A 16,417-nucleotide genomic window follows, 5' to 3' on the forward strand; every position below is an offset into this window, starting at 1 on the left:
GTCTTGCCGTGGTCAACGTGCCCAATCGTGCCAATGTTGACGTGCGGCTTATTACGCTCAAACTTTTCCTTTGCCATGATGGCCTCCTTTATCGGTAATGAAGGGAGCCCGCTAATCGAGCTCCCTCAAATTTTCGCTTATGCGTATTTCGCCTGGATCTCGTCCGAGATGTTCTGCGGAACCGGATCGTAGTGGTCGAACTGCATGGTGAACTGGGCGCGGCCCGACGACATCGAACGCAGAGTGTTGATGTAACCGAACATGTTGGCCAGCGGCACAAACGCGTCAATCGCGATGGCGTTGCCACGGTTTTCCTGCCCGGAAACCTGTCCCCGACGCGATGTCAGGTCACCAATGATACCGCCGGTATATTCTTCCGGAGTGATCACTTCGACCTTCATGATCGGCTCAAGCAGTTTCGCACCCGCTTTGCGCATGCCTTCACGCATACCCATACGCGCCGCGATCTCAAAGGCGAGAACCGAAGAGTCCACGTCGTGGTATTTACCTTCGATCAGGGCAACCTTGAAGTCGATCACGGGGAAGCCAGCCAGCGGGCCGCTATCCATGACGGATCTGATGCCTTTTTCAACGCCCGGGATGTATTCCTTGGGCACCGAACCACCAACAACACGAGATTCGAACGAATAACCTTCGCCCGGCTCTGTTGGGGTGATGATCATCTTCACCTCGGCGAACTGACCCGAACCACCCGACTGTTTCTTGTGGGTGTAAACGATCTCGGCTTCGTGACCGATGGTTTCGCGATAGGCCACCTGCGGCGCACCAATATTCGCTTCAACCTTGAATTCACGCTTGAGACGGTCAATCAGGATGTCCAGGTGAAGTTCGCCCATGCCCTTCATGATGGTCTGACCCGATTCCAGATCAGTTTCCACACGGAAGGACGGGTCTTCGGCGGCCAAACGGCCCAGACCCTGGCTCATTTTTTCCTGGTCAGCCTTGGTCTTCGGCTCAACCGCGATCTCGATCACCGGATCGGGGAAGGTCATGGTTTCCAGAACCACCGGATCGCCGGTCGAACACAGAGTGTCGCCCGTGGTGGTGTCTTTCAGACCTGCCAGCGCAATGATGTCGCCCGCGAACGCTTCGGTGATTTCCTCACGTTCGTTCGAGTGCATCATCATCATCCGGCCGATACGCTCTTTCTTACCCTTGGTCGAGTTCAGAAGCGTGTCGCCCTTGGACAGAGTGCCCGAGTAGATGCGGGTAAAGGTCAGCGAGCCAACAAAGGGGTCGTTCATGATTTTGAACGCCAGACCAGAGAACGCCATATCATCATCCGCACGGCGGGCGATGTTACGGGTTTCTTCTTCGTCACCGGGTTTGAAGCCCATGTAATCGACAACGTCCAGCGGGCTGGGCAGATAGTCGATCACAGCGTTCAGCAGTGGCTGAACACCTTTGTTTTTGAACGCCGAACCACCCAGAACCGGAACAAACGCGATTTCCAGAGTACCTTTGCGCAGCAGGGCGCGCAGGGTCGGAACGTCGGGCTCATTGCCTTCCAGGTATTCCATCATCGCGTCGTCGTCCATTTCGACGGCCGCTTCGACCATTTTACCGCGCCATTCGTCAGCCATGTCCTTCAGGCTGTCGCGGATCGGTGCTTTGACCCAGCTTGCGCCCAGGTCTTCGCCCTGCCACAGCCATTCTTCCATGGTGACCAGGTCGATCAGGCCTTCCAACTCGGTCTCTGCGCCGATCGGAATACCAACCGGAACAGCACGTGCGCCGGTACGGTCTTCGATCATTGCAACACAGTTGAAGAAGTCCGCGCCGATCTTGTCCATCTTGTTGACGAACACCATCCGCGGAACCTTATAGCGGTCAGCCTGACGCCACACGGTTTCGGTCTGAGGTTCAACACCGGCGTTTGCGTCCAGAACGCAGACGGCACCGTCGAGAACCGCCAGCGAGCGTTCAACTTCGATGGTAAAGTCAACGTGGCCGGGGGTGTCGATGATGTTCAGGCGGTGCTTGGGCGAGTCAGCAGTTACACCGTCTTCGGTGCGTTCCCAGAAAGTGGTCGTCGCAGCCGAGGTGATGGTGATCCCGCGTTCCTGCTCCTGCTCCATCCAGTCCATGGTGGCTGCACCGTCGTGCACCTCACCGATGTTGTGGGATTTGCCGGTGTAGTACAGGATGCGTTCCGAGCAGGTCGTTTTACCCGCATCAATATGCGCCATGATACCGAAGTTACGGTAATGGTTGAGTGTATATTCGCGTGCCATTTCAATAAGCCTCTGGAATTACCAACGGTAGTGGCTGAAGGCTTTGTTCGCCTCGGCCATCTTGTGGGTGTCTTCACGCTTCTTAACGGCGGTACCGCGGGACTGTACGGCGTCCAGCAGTTCGCCGGCGAGGCGTTCTTCCATGGTGTTTTCGTTGCGGCCACGCGCAGCAGTGATCAGCCAACGGATGGCCAGTGCTTCGCGGCGCTCGGGGCGCACTTCGACCGGAACCTGATAAGTTGCACCACCAACCCGGCGCGAGCGAACCTCGACCGACGGTTTGATGTTGTCGAGTGCTTCGTGGAACACTTCGACGGGTGCGCGCTTGATCTTGCCTTCAACGCGGTCAAATGCATTGTAGACGATGCGCTCTGCAACCGACTTTTTACCGTCGATCATCAGGTTGTTCATGAATTTAGTCAGGACCTTGTCGCCAAATTTGGCGTCAGGCAGGACTTCGCGTTTTTCGGCGGCGTGACGACGTGACATATCAGCCTCTCCTTCTTATTTGGGACGCTTCGCGCCGTACTTCGAACGACGTTGCTTACGGTCTTTGACGCCTTGGGTATCCAGAACACCGCGCAGGATGTGGTACCGGACACCGGGAAGGTCTTTTACACGACCGCCACGGATCAGAACAACCGAGTGTTCCTGCAGGTTGTGGCTTTCACCGGGGATGTACGAGATGACCTCGAACCCGTTTGTCAGGCGCACCTTGGCAACCTTACGCATCGCCGAGTTCGGCTTTTTCGGTGTGGTTGTGTAAACACGTGTGCAGACGCCGCGTTTCTGCGGGCACTGCTCCAGGTGCATGGACTTCGAGCGTTTTACTTTCGGCTGCCGCGGCTTGCGGATCAGCTGTTGGATCGTTGGCATTCCGGTTATATCCCCGTTTTGCAACACACATGACATGCACGCGTGATGCGTGCGGTTAAATTCGCTGCGTTCGTGCGTCCACAAGCGCAAAACCCGCGAGCGTTCCCATTCCGAGGTGAACGTCGCGGTTTGTTATCAGAGGGCGCGAACGATAAAAGAGTTCGGGCCTTGACCAGTTCATTACTGAAATCGGATTTGGGGCGGCCCCCGGTACCGAGATGTGGCGCGTAATAGGGGGAGTCGGCGCCAGTGTCAACAGCACAGCTGATCTGATCCGCATCGGGCTGGTTCGCGCTGAAACTCAAGCACATCCATCCGCACCGCCCGTTGCAGGAACACGTCCCTGCAGGCATAGTCAACCCATTGATCTGGACCACGGATGAATCATGCAAATACTTGGCCTGTGTCGTTTTTCCTATCCTGCCCATGGCGGTTTTCAGGTCGAGCATGAAACGATCGAGGACCGACGCGCCTATCTGTATCAGCCTGACCGGCTGGAAGAGCGGTTCCGCCTGTTTGAAACCACCTCTCTGCCCTGCATAAAGGAACAAACCGACGAGGATTTTCAGTTTCTCATCGTGATCGGGACATGCCTGCCAAACGCGGCACGCGAACGTCTTCACGATTTAACGGCCGACATGCCGCAGGTGCAGATCATCGCGCGCGAACCGAAGCGGCATCGCAGGCTGATGAAAGAGGTTCTGAATTCCGCGCGCACTGACCCGGCCGCCCCCTGCATCCAATTCCGCCATGACGACGACGATGCGGTTTCGGTCGATTTCGTTGAGCGCTTGCGCATCGCCGCAGATGAGGGTCAGGGCTTAATGCGGAACCACAGAACCGTTGCGATTGACTACAATCAGGGGTTCCTGGCCCGTTTCGATGCGGGCGGTATTCGGGCCGCACAGGTGTATCAACCTTTGTTGGGGGTGGGCTTTGCGATGTACTCCGCCGGTGGGTGTGAGCTGACGATCATGAATTTCGGCCACCATCGGATCGGGAACTTCATGCCCGTTATCAGCTATCCGGATGCGCCAATGTGGGTCCGTACTTTGAACCAGTTCAACGATTCCCCGCACGCGCGCAACAGCAAGGCCGAGCTGTCCCCCCTAACGCCCGAGCAAGAAGGCGAGTTCATCGCACGGTTTGCCATCGATCAGGACGCCGTTCGCCGCATTCATTCGGCGGGCTGACGGGTTCGTTCGCGAAACAGCGTGAACATCCCGGCCCCAACCACCAGCGCCGCGCCCGCCATCGTAATCCTGTCGGGCCAGTCCCCAAATACGGCCCAGCCCAAACCCAACGCCCAGATCAGACTGGAATAACGAAACGGCGCGATAAAGCCGATCTCACCAGCGCGCATGACAATGACGCTGAACAAATATCCTGTCAGAACAAAGACCGCAGCAAACGCTACCATCGAACCGGCGGCTGCCGGAACCGGAACCCAGCCCGAGACAGAGGTGACAAGAACCGCCGTCAATGTAATCGTCGCGGTTGTTGCCAGCGTTACTGCAAGTGATGGCACATGCACCGACATGCGTCGCGTAATCAAATCCCGGGCAGTTACCGAAGCAACTGCGATCAAGGCATATATCGCGTAGAGGCTGAAACCGTCCGTGCCCGGGCGAACGATCAGCAACATACCGGCGAACCCGAAAACGATCGCAAGAATCCGACGCCAACCGATATACTCTTGAAAAAACAACGCGGCTCCAAGTGTTACGGTCAATGGCAAGGCCAGCAGAATGGCCGTCACGTTTGCCAACGGCATATGAAGCAGCGCGACCAAAAAGAAAATTGTTGCCAACAATTCGGCGAGACAACGTGCCGCGACCAACCACTTGTCATGACGCGGAAAGTTCAGATGCAGCGCCCCATAGTACCGTGCCAGAAGATACACCAGAATGGTCGCCAAAACCCCGCGGATGGCAACCATCTGAAACAGCGGTATCTGGGCTCCGGCGGCCTTGATCAAAGTGTCATTGATGGTGAAGGCAGCCATGCTGCCCATCATCAGCAAAGCACCCCTGAAATTCGGCGTCACTCTTTTTGAACTCCGCATTTGGCCACGAAGTGCATTTGGCGGCGTTCAAGAAAGAGATGTCAATATGGCTCCGCCCGCCAATGCTCTGCTAGCATGACATTTCCGATGGCGCTTCATGCAGCGCCCCACCCGAGCCTGAAATGAAAAGGCCCCGCGAAATCGCGGGGCCTGATCTTTGGAATGTAGGATCGCTTATTCGCGGCTTTCCGGTGTTTCCACCAGAACATCCAGCTCATCCCCGACCATATCGTCATCCATCATCGGCGCAGCCAGAGCAGCGGCGGCTTCGGCCTCTTCCCGGCGGGCTTCGATGACAACGTTGTCACGCGACTGCGCGACGCGCTGTACGCTTTGCGTTGCGCCACCGGTACCGGCAGGGATTAGACGACCGACGATGACGTTCTCTTTCAGGCCAACCAGCTTGTCTTTCTTGCCCTGAACCGAAGCCTCGGTCAGAACCCGTGTGGTTTCTTGGAACGACGCCGCCGAGATGAACGAACGCGTCTGCAGCGAGGCTTTGGTGATCCCCAAGAGGATCGGCTCGCCCTGAGCCGGACGTCCACCGCGGGCGAGGGTCTTCTCGTTGGCCGCGTCGAACTCCTGCTTGTCGACATGTTCGCCTTTCAGCAGGGTGGTGTCACCTGAATCCAGGATCTCCCACTTCTGAAGCATCTGGCGCACGATCACTTCGATGTGCTTGTCGTTGATCTTCACGCCCTGCAGACGATAAACATCCTGCACTTCGTCGATCATGTAATCCGCCAGCGCTTCGACACCCATGATGGACAGGATGTCATGCGGGGCCGGGTTACCGTCCATCAGGTATTCACCCTTCTGGATGAAGTCACCTTCTGCAACCGGGATGTGCTTACCCTTGGGCACCATATACTCGATGGTCTCCATGGACTCGTCAGCCGGTTCGATGCTGATGCGACGCTTGTTCTTGTAGTCGCGACCAAAGCGCACGTAACCATCGGCTTCTGCGATGATCGCGTGATCTTTCGGGCGACGGGCTTCGAACAGTTCGGCAACACGCGGCAGACCACCGGTGATGTCCTTGGTCTTGGCACCTTCACGCGGGATACGCGCGACAACTTCACCAGCTTCGATCTGCTGACCGTCTTCGATCGACAGGATCGCGTCCACCGACATCGGATAGTGAACCGGGTTGCCCGCATCGTTACGGACTGGTTCGCCATCTTCGCCAACCAGAATGATCTCAGGCTTGAGGTCGCTGCCTTTGGGGGCCGCGCGCCAGTCGATCACGATCTTCTGGGTCATACCGGTTGCATCGTCGGTCACGTCGCGGACAGCAATGCCCGAAACCAGATCAACATATTTCGCGGTACCGGACTTTTCGGCGATGATCGGCAGGGTGTAAGGATCCCATTCGAACAGCTTGTCGCCACGGTTCACCTTGGTGCCATCCTTGACGAACAGCTTCGAGCCATAACCCAACTTGTGGTTGGCACGCTCTTCGCCATGTTCGTCTTTGATCACCATCTTCATGTTCCGGCCCATGACCAGGCTTTCGCCCGCGGAATTGACCAGGATCTGCGGGTTCTCGAACGAAACGACACCGTCGTGGCTGGCTTCCTGGAACGACTGCTGACCACCTTGCGCAACACCACCGATGTGGAAGGTCCGCATTGTCAGCTGCGTACCGGGTTCACCGATGGACTGGGCGGCGATGATGCCGACAGCCTCACCCGTGTTGACCATAGTACCGCGTGCAAGGTCACGACCGTAGCAGGTTGCACAGACGCCTTCCTCGGACTCACAGGTCAGAGGCGAACGGATCCGCATCGACGCAACAGCGGCCTCATCAATGATGTCAGCCATACGTTCGTCGATCAGCTGACCCGCTGCGACCAGAACCTCATCGGTGCCGGGACGCAGAACGTCATCGGCAGAGACACGGCCCAGCACACGTTCGGCTAGCGAGGCAACAACTTCACCGTCGTTTACCGCGGCTTCCGCAGTGATCGCGCGCTCGGTTCCACAATCGAGCTCACGCACGATGCAGTCCTGTGCCACGTCCACCAGACGACGGGTCAGGTAACCCGAGTTCGCCGTTTTCAGAGCGGTATCCGACAGACCCTTACGGGCGCCGTGGGTCGAGTTGAAGTATTCAAGAACGGTCAGACCTTCCTTGAAGTTCGAGATGATCGGCGTCTCGATGATGTCACCGTTTGGTTTGGCCATCAGGCCACGCATACCGCCCAGCTGTTTCATCTGAGTGACCGAGCCACGCGCACCCGAGTGGGCCATCATGTAGACCGAGTTTGGTTCTTTTTCAGACCCATCCTCTGCCCGATCCGAAGATGAGATCGTGCTCATCATCGCCTCGGTTACGCGGTCGTTACACTTCGACCAGGCATCAACAACTTTGTTGTACTTTTCGCCCTGAGTGATCAGGCCGTCCATATACTGCTGTTCAAAGTCCTTCACCTGACCACGGGTTTCATCGACGATGCCCCATTTGTCATCCGGGATCACCATGTCGTCCTTGCCGAACGAGATACCGGCGCGGAACGCTTCTTTGAAGCCCATCGACATGATCTGGTCACAGAAGATAACCGACTCTTTCTGACCGCAGTAGCGGTAGACGGTGTCGATCACCTGCTGCACTTCTTTCTTGCGCAGCAGACGGTTAACCAGTTCGAACGGTGCCTTGTTGTTCATCGGCAGCAGAGCACCCAGGCGCACTCGGCCCGGAGTGGTTTCAAACCGCTGTTGAACTTCATTGCCTTCACTGTCGATCTGAGTAATCCGCGCAGTGATCTTGGTGTGCAGATGCACTTCACCGGCGTCCAGCGCGTGCTGAACTTCGTCGATCGAGCCAAAGACCTTGCCTTCGCCCGGCATACCTTCGCGTTCCAGGGTCACATAGTACAGACCCAGGATCATATCCTGCGACGGAACGATGATCGGCGCGCCGTTTGCTGGCGACAGAACGTTGTTCGTCGACATCATCAGAACGCGGGCTTCCAGCTGGGCCTCAAGGCTCAGCGGGACGTGAACGGCCATCTGGTCACCGTCGAAGTCGGCGTTAAAGGCCGAACAGACCAGCGGGTGCAGCTGGATGGCTTTACCTTCGATCAAGACCGGCTCAAACGCCTGGATGCCAAGTCGGTGCAGTGTTGGCGCACGGTTCAGCATGACAGGGTGCTCGCGGATCACCTCGTCGAGGATATCCCATACTTCGGGACGCTCTTTCTCGACCAGCTTCTTCGCCTGTTTCACGGTCGAAGACAGACCCTTGGCTTCAAGGCGCGAGTAGATGAACGGCTTGAACAATTCCAGCGCCATCTTCTTGGGCAGACCACATTGGTGCAGCTTGAGTTCCGGACCGGTCACAATGACCGAACGACCCGAGAAGTCGACGCGCTTACCCAAAAGGTTCTGACGGAAGCGACCCTGCTTACCTTTCAGCATGTCCGACAGCGATTTCAGCGGACGCTTGTTGGCGCCGGTGATCACGCGGCCACGACGGCCATTGTCGAACAGAGCATCAACGGATTCCTGCAGCATCCGCTTTTCGTTGCGGACGATGATGTCAGGTGCGCGCAGTTCGATCAGACGCTTCAGACGGTTGTTCCGGTTGATGACGCGGCGATACAGATCGTTCAGATCCGAGGTCGCGAAACGGCCACCATCCAGCGGAACCAGAGGACGCAGTTCCGGCGGAATGACCGGAATTACAGTCATCACCATCCATTCGGGGCGGTTGCCCGACTCGAGGAAGCTTTCGACAACCTTCAGACGCTTGATGATCTTCTTGGGCTTCAGCTCACCAGTTGCTTCGGCCAGATCAGCGCGCAGCTGTTCGGCTTCGGCTTCCAGATCGATCTGGGCCAGCATCTCACGGATAGCTTCGGCACCGATGTTCGCGGTGAACGCGTCCATGCCATAGGCATCCTGCGCGTCCATGAACTCTTCTTCGGTCAGCATCTGACCATAGGAGAGGTCGGTCAGACCGGGCTCGATAACGACATAGTTTTCAAAGTACAGAACGCGTTCCAGATCGCGCAGCGTCATGTCCAGCATCAGACCGATGCGGGACGGCAGCGACTTCAGGAACCAAATGTGTGCGACGGGCGCGGCCAGCTCGATATGACCCATACGCTCGCGGCGGACTTTCTGCAGGGTGACTTCCACACCGCATTTCTCGCAGACAACGCCGCGATATTTCATCCGCTTATATTTACCGCACAGACATTCGTAATCTTTGATCGGGCCAAAGATACGCGCGCAGAACAGACCGTCACGTTCGGGTTTGAACGTCCGGTAGTTGATGGTTTCGGGTTTCTTGATCTCGCCATAAGACCAAGAGAGGATCCGTTCCGGGCTGGCCAATGAGACCTTGATCTCGTCAAAGACCTTAGGCGGCGTCAGCGGGTTGAACGGGTTATTGGTAATTTCCTGGTTCATTTTGCGTCCTTACAAATTGGGATGGGATGAGTTTGGGGCGTTGCCGCCCCTACTCTTCCTCCGCATCCAGGAGTTCCATATTCAGGCCGAGGCCACGGACTTCTTTCACCAGAACGTTAAACGATTCCGGTACGCCCGCTTCAAAGTTATCCTCGCCCTTGACGATCGACTCGTACACTTTGGTCCGGCCGGCGACGTCATCCGATTTCACGGTGAGCATTTCCTGCAGGGTGTAGGCGGCGCCGTAAGCTTCCAGAGCCCAGACTTCCATCTCACCAAAGCGCTGACCACCGAACTGCGCCTTACCACCCAGCGGCTGCTGGGTAACCAGGCTGTACGGCCCGGTTGAACGCGCGTGGATTTTGTCATCCACAAGGTGGTGCAGTTTCAGCAGGTACTTGATGCCCACGGTCACCGGACGTGCAAACTGCTCACCCGTACGACCGTCGAACAGAACCGACTGACCGCTTTGCGAGAAGCCCGCGCGCACCAGAGCGTCATTGACGTCTGCCTCTTTGGCGCCATCAAAGACCGGAGTCGCGATCGGAACACCACGGGTCACGTTGCCCGCAGCCTCGATCAGGTGACCCTCGTCCATGCCAGTGATGCCTTCTTCATAGACATCGTCGCCATAGGCCAGCTTCATTGCTTCGCGAACCGGGGTCAGGTCGCCAGAGCGGCGATATTCACCCAGCGCGTCGTCGATGTTCAGACCCAGACCGCGCGCGGCCCAACCCATGTGGGTTTCAAGGATCTGACCAACGTTCATACGCGAAGGAACACCCAGCGGGTTCAGACAGAAGTCAACCGGCGTACCATCGGCCAGGAACGGCATGTCTTCCATCGGAACAACCTTGGAAATTACACCTTTGTTCCCGTGACGACCGGCCATCTTATCGCCCGGTTGCAGCTTGCGCTTCACGGCGATGAAGACTTTGACCATCTTCATCACACCCGGCGGCAGGTCATCGCCACGACGAACCTTCTCGACCTTGTCCTCGAAACGGGCGTCCAGAGCACGCTTTTGCACTTCGTACTGCTCATTCAGAGCCTCAACGATCTGTGCGTCCTGCTCATCTTCCAGCGCCAGCTGCCACCACTGACCACGGGTCAGGGTTTCCAACAGGTCCTCGGTGATCACCGACCCTGGCTTGACGCCTTTCGGGCCTTTGACCGCGGTTTTACCCATGATCAGGCCTTGCAGGCGCGCATAGATGTTGCGGTCCAGGATCGCCAGCTCATCGTCCCGGTCACGGGCCAGACGTTCGACTTCTTCCCGCTCGATCTGCAGCGCACGCTCGTCTTTCTCGACGCCGTGACGGTTGAAGACGCGAACCTCAACGACCGTACCGTAATCGCCCGGCTTCACGCGCAGCGAAGTGTCGCGCACGTCAGATGCTTTTTCGCCAAAGATGGCGCGCAGCAGCTTTTCTTCCGGGGTCATCGGGCTTTCGCCCTTCGGAGTGATCTTGCCGACCAGGATATCGCCCGGTTCAACATCCGCGCCGATGTAAACGATGCCCGCCTCGTCGAGGTTACGCAGCGCTTCTTCACCGACATTCGGAATATCGCGGGTGATCTCTTCCGGACCCAGCTTGGTGTCACGGGCGGCGACTTCAAATTCCTCGATATGGACCGAGGTAAAGACGTCGTCACGCGCAATACGTTCCGAGATCAGGATTGAGTCTTCGTAGTTGTAACCGTTCCAGGGCATGAACGCGACGACCACGTTCTTACCCAAGGCCAGTTCACCCATATCGGTCGACGGACCATCAGCAATGACTTCGCCCTTCTGGACGGTGTCACCCACTTTGATCAGCGGACGCTGGTTGATGCAGGTGTTCTGGTTCGAACGCTGGAATTTGCGCAGACGATAGATGTCAACGCCAGCGTCGCCCAGTTCCAGATCCTCAGTCGCGCGGATAACGATACGCTGGGCATCGACCTGGTCGATGATACCGGCGCGTTTCGCCTGAATCGCAGCACCTGAGTCAATCGCAACCTTTTCCTCGATTCCGGTACCAATCAGCGGTGCCTCGGCCCGCAGCAGCGGAACCGCCTGACGTTGCATGTTCGAGCCCATTAGAGCGCGGTTAGCATCGTCATTTTCAAGGAACGGGATCAGCGATGCAGCAACCGATACCAGCTGTTTTGGGCTGACGTCGATCAGGTCCACATTCTCGCGCGGGGCCAGAGTGTAGTCACCTGACTGGCGGGTCGAAACCAGATCGTTGATGAACTTGCCATCCGTATCCAGTGTCGCGTTCGCCTGTGCCACTGTGTGACGCATTTCCTCGGTCGCGGACATGTAGTGAACCTCATCAGTCACCTCAGCGTCTTTGACGACGCGGTACGGTGTTTCGATGAAGCCATACTTGTTCACACGGGCAAAGGTGGCCAGCGAGTTGATCAGACCGATGTTCGGGCCTTCCGGCGTTTCAATCGGGCACATCCGGCCATAGTGTGTCGGATGAACGTCGCGCACCTCAAAGCCCGCACGCTCGCGTGTCAGACCACCGGGGCCAAGCGCCGAGAGACGGCGTTTGTGGGTGACTTCCGACAGCGGGTTGGTCTGGTCCATGAACTGCGACAGCTGCGACGAGCCGAAGAATTCGCGGACAGCAGCAGCAGCCGGTTTCGCATTGATCAGGTCCTGCGGCATGACGGTGTCGATCTCGACCGACGACATACGCTCTTTGATCGCGCGCTCCATGCGCAGCAGGCCAACGCGGTACTGGTTTTCCATCAGTTCGCCGACCGAACGCACACGACGGTTGCCGAGGTGGTCGATATCGTCGATGTCCCCTTTGCCGTCACGCAGTTCAACCAGAGCCTTGATGCAGGCCACGATGTCTTCGCGGCGCAGGGTGCGCAGCGTATCGGGCGCATCCAGAGCCAGACGCATGTTCATCTTTACACGGCCAACGGCGGACAGGTCATAGCGCTCGCTGTCAAAGAACAGCGTTTCGAACAGCGCCGAGGCCGCTTCGACGGTGGGCGGCTCACCCGGGCGCATGACGCGATAGATGTCCATCAGCGCTGTGTCGCGGCCCATGTTCTTGTCTGCCGCCATGGTGTTACGCATGTAGGGGCCGACATTGATGTTGTCGATATCCAGAACCGGAATATCGGTGACGCCCGCGTCGATCAGCTCTTTCGCGGTGCCTCCGATCAGCTCGCCGTCTTTGTCGTATTCCAGCGTCAGCTCATCACCAGCTTCGACATAGATCGCGCCGGTTTCTTCGTTGATGATGTCCTTGGCGACAAACTTCCCGACGATGTGATCGAACGGAACCAACAGCTCGGTGACGTTGCCTTCATCGATCAGCTTCTTGACCGCGCGCGGGGTGACTTTCTTGCCCGCTTCGGCAATCACCTCACCGGATTTGGCGTCGATCAGGTCATAGGTCGGACGCGTACCGCGTGCACGCTCGGGGAAGAACGGTGCAATCCAGCCCTTCTTCTTGTCCAGCTTGTACGACACCGTGTTGTAATAGGCGTCCATGATCGCTTCTTGATCCAGACCCAGCGCATACAGCAGGGTTGTCACAGGCAGTTTGCGGCGACGGTCGATACGGGCGAACACGATGTCCTTGGCGTCGAACTCAAAGTCCAGCCAGCTGCCGCGATACGGGATGATGCGGCAGGCAAACAACAGCTTGCCCGAGGAATGGGTCTTGCCCTTGTCGTGGTCAAAGAACACACCGGGCGAACGGTGCATTTGGGACACGATCACACGCTCGGTACCGTTCACAATGAACGTCCCGTTTGGTGTCATCAGGGGCATATCCCCCATGAACACGTCCTGTTCCTTGATGTCTTTGACCGACTTGGCGCCAGTGTCCTCGTCGACATCAAACACGATCAGACGCAGAGTGACTTTCAGCGGCGCGCTGTAGGTCATGTCGCGCTGCATGCACTCTTCGACGTCGTATTTGGGTTTTTCCAAATCGTATTTCACGAACTCCAGAACGGAGGTTTCGTTGAAATCCTTGATCGGGAAAACCGACTGGAACACGCCTTTGATGCCTTCGCCGTCTGTCGGCACATCTGCATCGCCGGAGCGCAGGAATAGATCATAAGAAGATTTTTGCACCTCAATGAGGTTCGGCATCTCCAGCACTTCGCGGATTTTGCCGTAATATTTCCGAAGACGTTTCTGGCCAAGGAACGATTGAGCCATGTCAGATGTCACCTTTCGATGTTCTCAGCGGACAAAGACACCGTCGGGCCCCGGTGCCTTGCACATTAGAGACAACACGTCCGGATCAATTCGTGGCCACCGTCCCGAATGGCAGCCTCCCGATCCAAGAACCGCGTCTTAGAAAACACCCCAATCCATGAGGTCCTTTCTAAGACAGGTTCGGCTGGACCCGGATTTCTCCGGGACCAGCCAAATTTCCGGTGCATCTGCGATGCACCAAAAGACTGACTTAGGCCAGTTCGACCTCGGCGCCAGCTGCTTCCAGCTTGCCTTTGATGTCTTCGGCTTCGTCTTTCGACACAGCTTCTTTGATCTTGCCGCCAGCTTCGACCAGCTCTTTGGCTTCTTTCAGGCCCAGACCTGTGATGCCGCGAACTTCTTTGATCACGTTGATTTTCGAAGCGCCGGCATTCTTCAGAACGACGTCGAATTCGGTTTTTTCTTCCTCAGCTGCGCCACCAGCGTCGCCACCGGCTGCCATGACAACTGCGCCGCCTGCTGCGGGCTCGATGCCATATTCGTCTTTGAGGATGGTTTTCAGTTCTTGTGCTTCCAGCAGGGTCAGACCCACGATGCTTTCTGCGAGTGCTTTCAGATCAGCCATTTTATCAGCTCTTTCCGTTTACAGTGTGTGTTCCAACGTCAGGGTGACTACCCTACGCAGATCATTCAGTGCCAACCGCTTACGCAGCTTCCGCCTTCTCTTCGATGGTGGAAAGGATGCTTGCGATGTTGCTTGCAGGTGCGCCAATTGCGCCAGCGATGTTCGAAGCAGGTGCGCCCAGCATGCCCGCGATAGTAGCAATAAGCTCCTCGCGCGAAGGCATCTTGGACACGGCTTCAACGCCGGCACGATCCAGAGCGTTCTCACCCATTGCACCGCCAAGAATTTCGAACTTTTGGTTCTCTTTGGCGTAGTCCTGGGCCACTTTGGCTGCTGCCACAGGGTCCTCAGAATAGGTCAGAACGGTCATCCCCGTCAGCAGGTCGGCAATGCTTTCACATGGCTTTCCGTCGAGGGCGATTTTGGCGAGCCTGTTCTTGGCAACACGCACGGCACCACCCGCGTCACGAGCACGTGCGCGAAGGTCCTGCATCTCGGCAACTGTCAGACCGGCGTAGTGTGCAACCACTACGACGCCAGAGCTTTCGAAGATTTGGCCGAGCTCGTCGACCACTTTCTCTTTCTGGGCTCTATCCACAGTTTTCTCCAAGTTAGGGGTGATATCTCACCCCGGCTCATATTTGCCGCAGCTTACGCTCCGGCGTTCAGGTCCGTTGTTACGGGATTAGCCAAAATTCGCCCGAGGATCGAAGCCCTCAGAATTCTTTGGTCTTACCCGTCTCAGGCAGGGAATTAAGGGGCCAGATGACACCACCCACCGTCTTGGACGAAACAAAATAAAGCGCACGACGAATCGCACGCTTTACTTCGCAGCTCTCTTTATGGCAGTTACGCCGGGTTTCCAAGGGGTAAATTGGGCAGAAACCGGAAATGATCGAGCAGCGCAGCTGGCACCGGAACAGTGTCCTAGATTGACATGTTCCATGCGCTGAGGTCCAGTCTGGCTAAGCCCCTTTCTTCTTAGGTATCCATCCCTGAATGCTGACCCTCACCACAGACGAATACGAACGCGCGCGCGACTTTGTTCAGGAGTTCCTGGATCAAACGCCAGAGGATGGACCGGCGGGTTTCGAATGCGTCTATCGTTCTCATGATTTTGCGGGCTCGCGTATAGTGCTCAGGGTCCAGCGTGCGGGTCGGGATTATGCCCTCAAGGTGGATCTACTGTCGCCTGATACCGGCCGTCTGCGCGATGAGTTTGATATGCTCAGAAAGCTGACCGACCACTTTGCGCAATACGAAAGCGCCGGTGTTGTCGATCCAGTCTATATGTCACCGGGTGAGGCGTTTTTTGTGACGCAGTTTATTGACCGCCCCACCGCTGCGGATCTTATCTATAACAGCCCGGATGACGACCAGATCGGCCGCATCTATCGGCGCGCCGGATCGTGGCTGAACGATTTGCACAGCTTTCAGCCCGTCAAGACCTATGATTTCCGCCCTAGCTGGATGATCGACAGGCTTCAGGCTTTGCTACGTCTTGCCCCGGACACAGCACAGCTCCGGGGGCGGAATATGGTCCAGCATCTGACCGACGAGGCATTACAGCTAAAAGGCACCCCTGAACTGCTGGTCCTTGCACACGGAGATTGTCACAGTCAAAATCTGATCGTCGGGCATGGCGAAATGATCGGCCTGGATTTTACCGAAACGCGGGAAAAGCTAGCTTTGTATGATATTGTCGACTTTCTAAAGTCCGATATCTTTCGCGATGGCACTGATGATCAGGTTGATCAAAGCGGCATCCTGAAAACAAACAAAGACATGTTCTTTCGCAAATATCGCCATCCAATTCAGATGGACGTTCTGGATATGTGCATGCGCGCACGTCTAGTGATGGATTGGCTGGACTTATGGCGATTGGACAGATCCTGCAGCGAATACGAGAGCTTTCGCAGAGACCGCCTGAACCTGCGCCTGCAAGCCGTGTATGAGTGAGGCTGAAAAAGAAAGACCCGAACAGCCTTCACCGTTCG

Annotated in this window: 10 protein-coding genes; 2 read left to right on the forward strand and 8 right to left on the reverse strand. The window is 56.8% G+C overall.

All coding sequences use genetic code 11. The features are described 5' to 3' along the window. Nucleotides 1–137: 137 nt before the first annotated feature. Genes fusA through rpsL form a run of 3 tightly spaced genes read right to left on the reverse strand, consistent with a single transcriptional unit; the run spans nt 138 to nt 3,131 of the window. Nucleotides 138–2,255, reverse strand: coding sequence for an elongation factor G (fusA, locus tag AC2FHX_RS15345; protein WP_496702612.1), 2,118 nt, complete (start codon nt 2,253–2,255; stop codon nt 138–140). A gap of 18 nt (nt 2,256–2,273) precedes the next feature. Beyond that, nucleotides 2,274–2,744 (reverse strand): 30S ribosomal protein S7, encoded by a 471-nt coding sequence (rpsG, locus tag AC2FHX_RS15350; RefSeq protein WP_008756926.1) that lies wholly within the window; start codon nt 2,742–2,744, stop codon nt 2,274–2,276. Nucleotides 2,745–2,759: 15 nt separating this feature from the next. Next, a complete protein-coding gene (rpsL, locus tag AC2FHX_RS15355; RefSeq protein ID WP_005621086.1) occupies nt 2,760–3,131 on the reverse strand; it encodes a 30S ribosomal protein S12 in 372 nt (123 codons plus the stop codon). A gap of 386 nt (nt 3,132–3,517) precedes the next feature. On the opposite strand from rpsL, the gene AC2FHX_RS15360 reads away from it, so the two are divergent. Further along, nucleotides 3,518–4,324, forward strand: coding sequence for a putative rhamnosyl transferase (locus AC2FHX_RS15360; protein WP_496702614.1), 807 nt, complete (start codon nt 3,518–3,520; stop codon nt 4,322–4,324). On the opposite strand, the gene AC2FHX_RS15365 is transcribed toward AC2FHX_RS15360, so the two are convergent. From AC2FHX_RS15365 to rplJ, 5 genes are all read right to left on the reverse strand, one after another. Next, nucleotides 4,309–5,196, reverse strand: a complete 888-nt coding sequence (locus AC2FHX_RS15365; protein WP_496702616.1) for a DMT family transporter — start codon at nt 5,194–5,196, stop codon at nt 4,309–4,311. The two genes, AC2FHX_RS15360 and AC2FHX_RS15365, sit on opposite strands and share 16 nt — an antisense overlap. 174 nt (nt 5,197–5,370) lie before the next feature. Then, a complete protein-coding gene (gene rpoC / locus AC2FHX_RS15370) occupies nt 5,371–9,612 on the reverse strand; it encodes a DNA-directed RNA polymerase subunit beta' (RefSeq protein WP_142636908.1) in 4,242 nt (1,413 codons plus the stop codon). 49 nt (nt 9,613–9,661) lie between these two features. Beyond that, a complete protein-coding gene (gene rpoB / locus AC2FHX_RS15375) occupies nt 9,662–13,795 on the reverse strand; it encodes a DNA-directed RNA polymerase subunit beta (protein ID WP_271949830.1) in 4,134 nt (1,377 codons plus the stop codon). Between the two features lie 250 nt (nt 13,796–14,045). Further along, nucleotides 14,046–14,420 (reverse strand): 50S ribosomal protein L7/L12, encoded by a 375-nt coding sequence (gene rplL / locus AC2FHX_RS15380; RefSeq protein WP_142636911.1) that lies wholly within the window; start codon nt 14,418–14,420, stop codon nt 14,046–14,048. Between the two features lie 79 nt (nt 14,421–14,499). Next, the gene (rplJ, locus tag AC2FHX_RS15385; protein ID WP_142636913.1) at nt 14,500–15,018 is read right to left on the reverse strand and encodes a 50S ribosomal protein L10; all 519 of its coding nucleotides are present in this window, start codon (nt 15,016–15,018) and stop codon (nt 14,500–14,502) included. Between the two features lie 401 nt (nt 15,019–15,419). Between rplJ and AC2FHX_RS15390 the strand changes: the two genes are divergently transcribed. Beyond that, nucleotides 15,420–16,379 carry a phosphotransferase gene (locus tag AC2FHX_RS15390; RefSeq protein ID WP_496702619.1) on the forward strand — a complete coding sequence of 320 codons (960 nt, stop codon included), beginning with the start codon at nt 15,420–15,422 and terminating at the stop codon, nt 16,377–16,379. Nucleotides 16,380–16,417: the final 38 nt, after the last annotated feature.

This window comes from Ruegeria sp. CDSC042 (assembly GCF_059610745.1).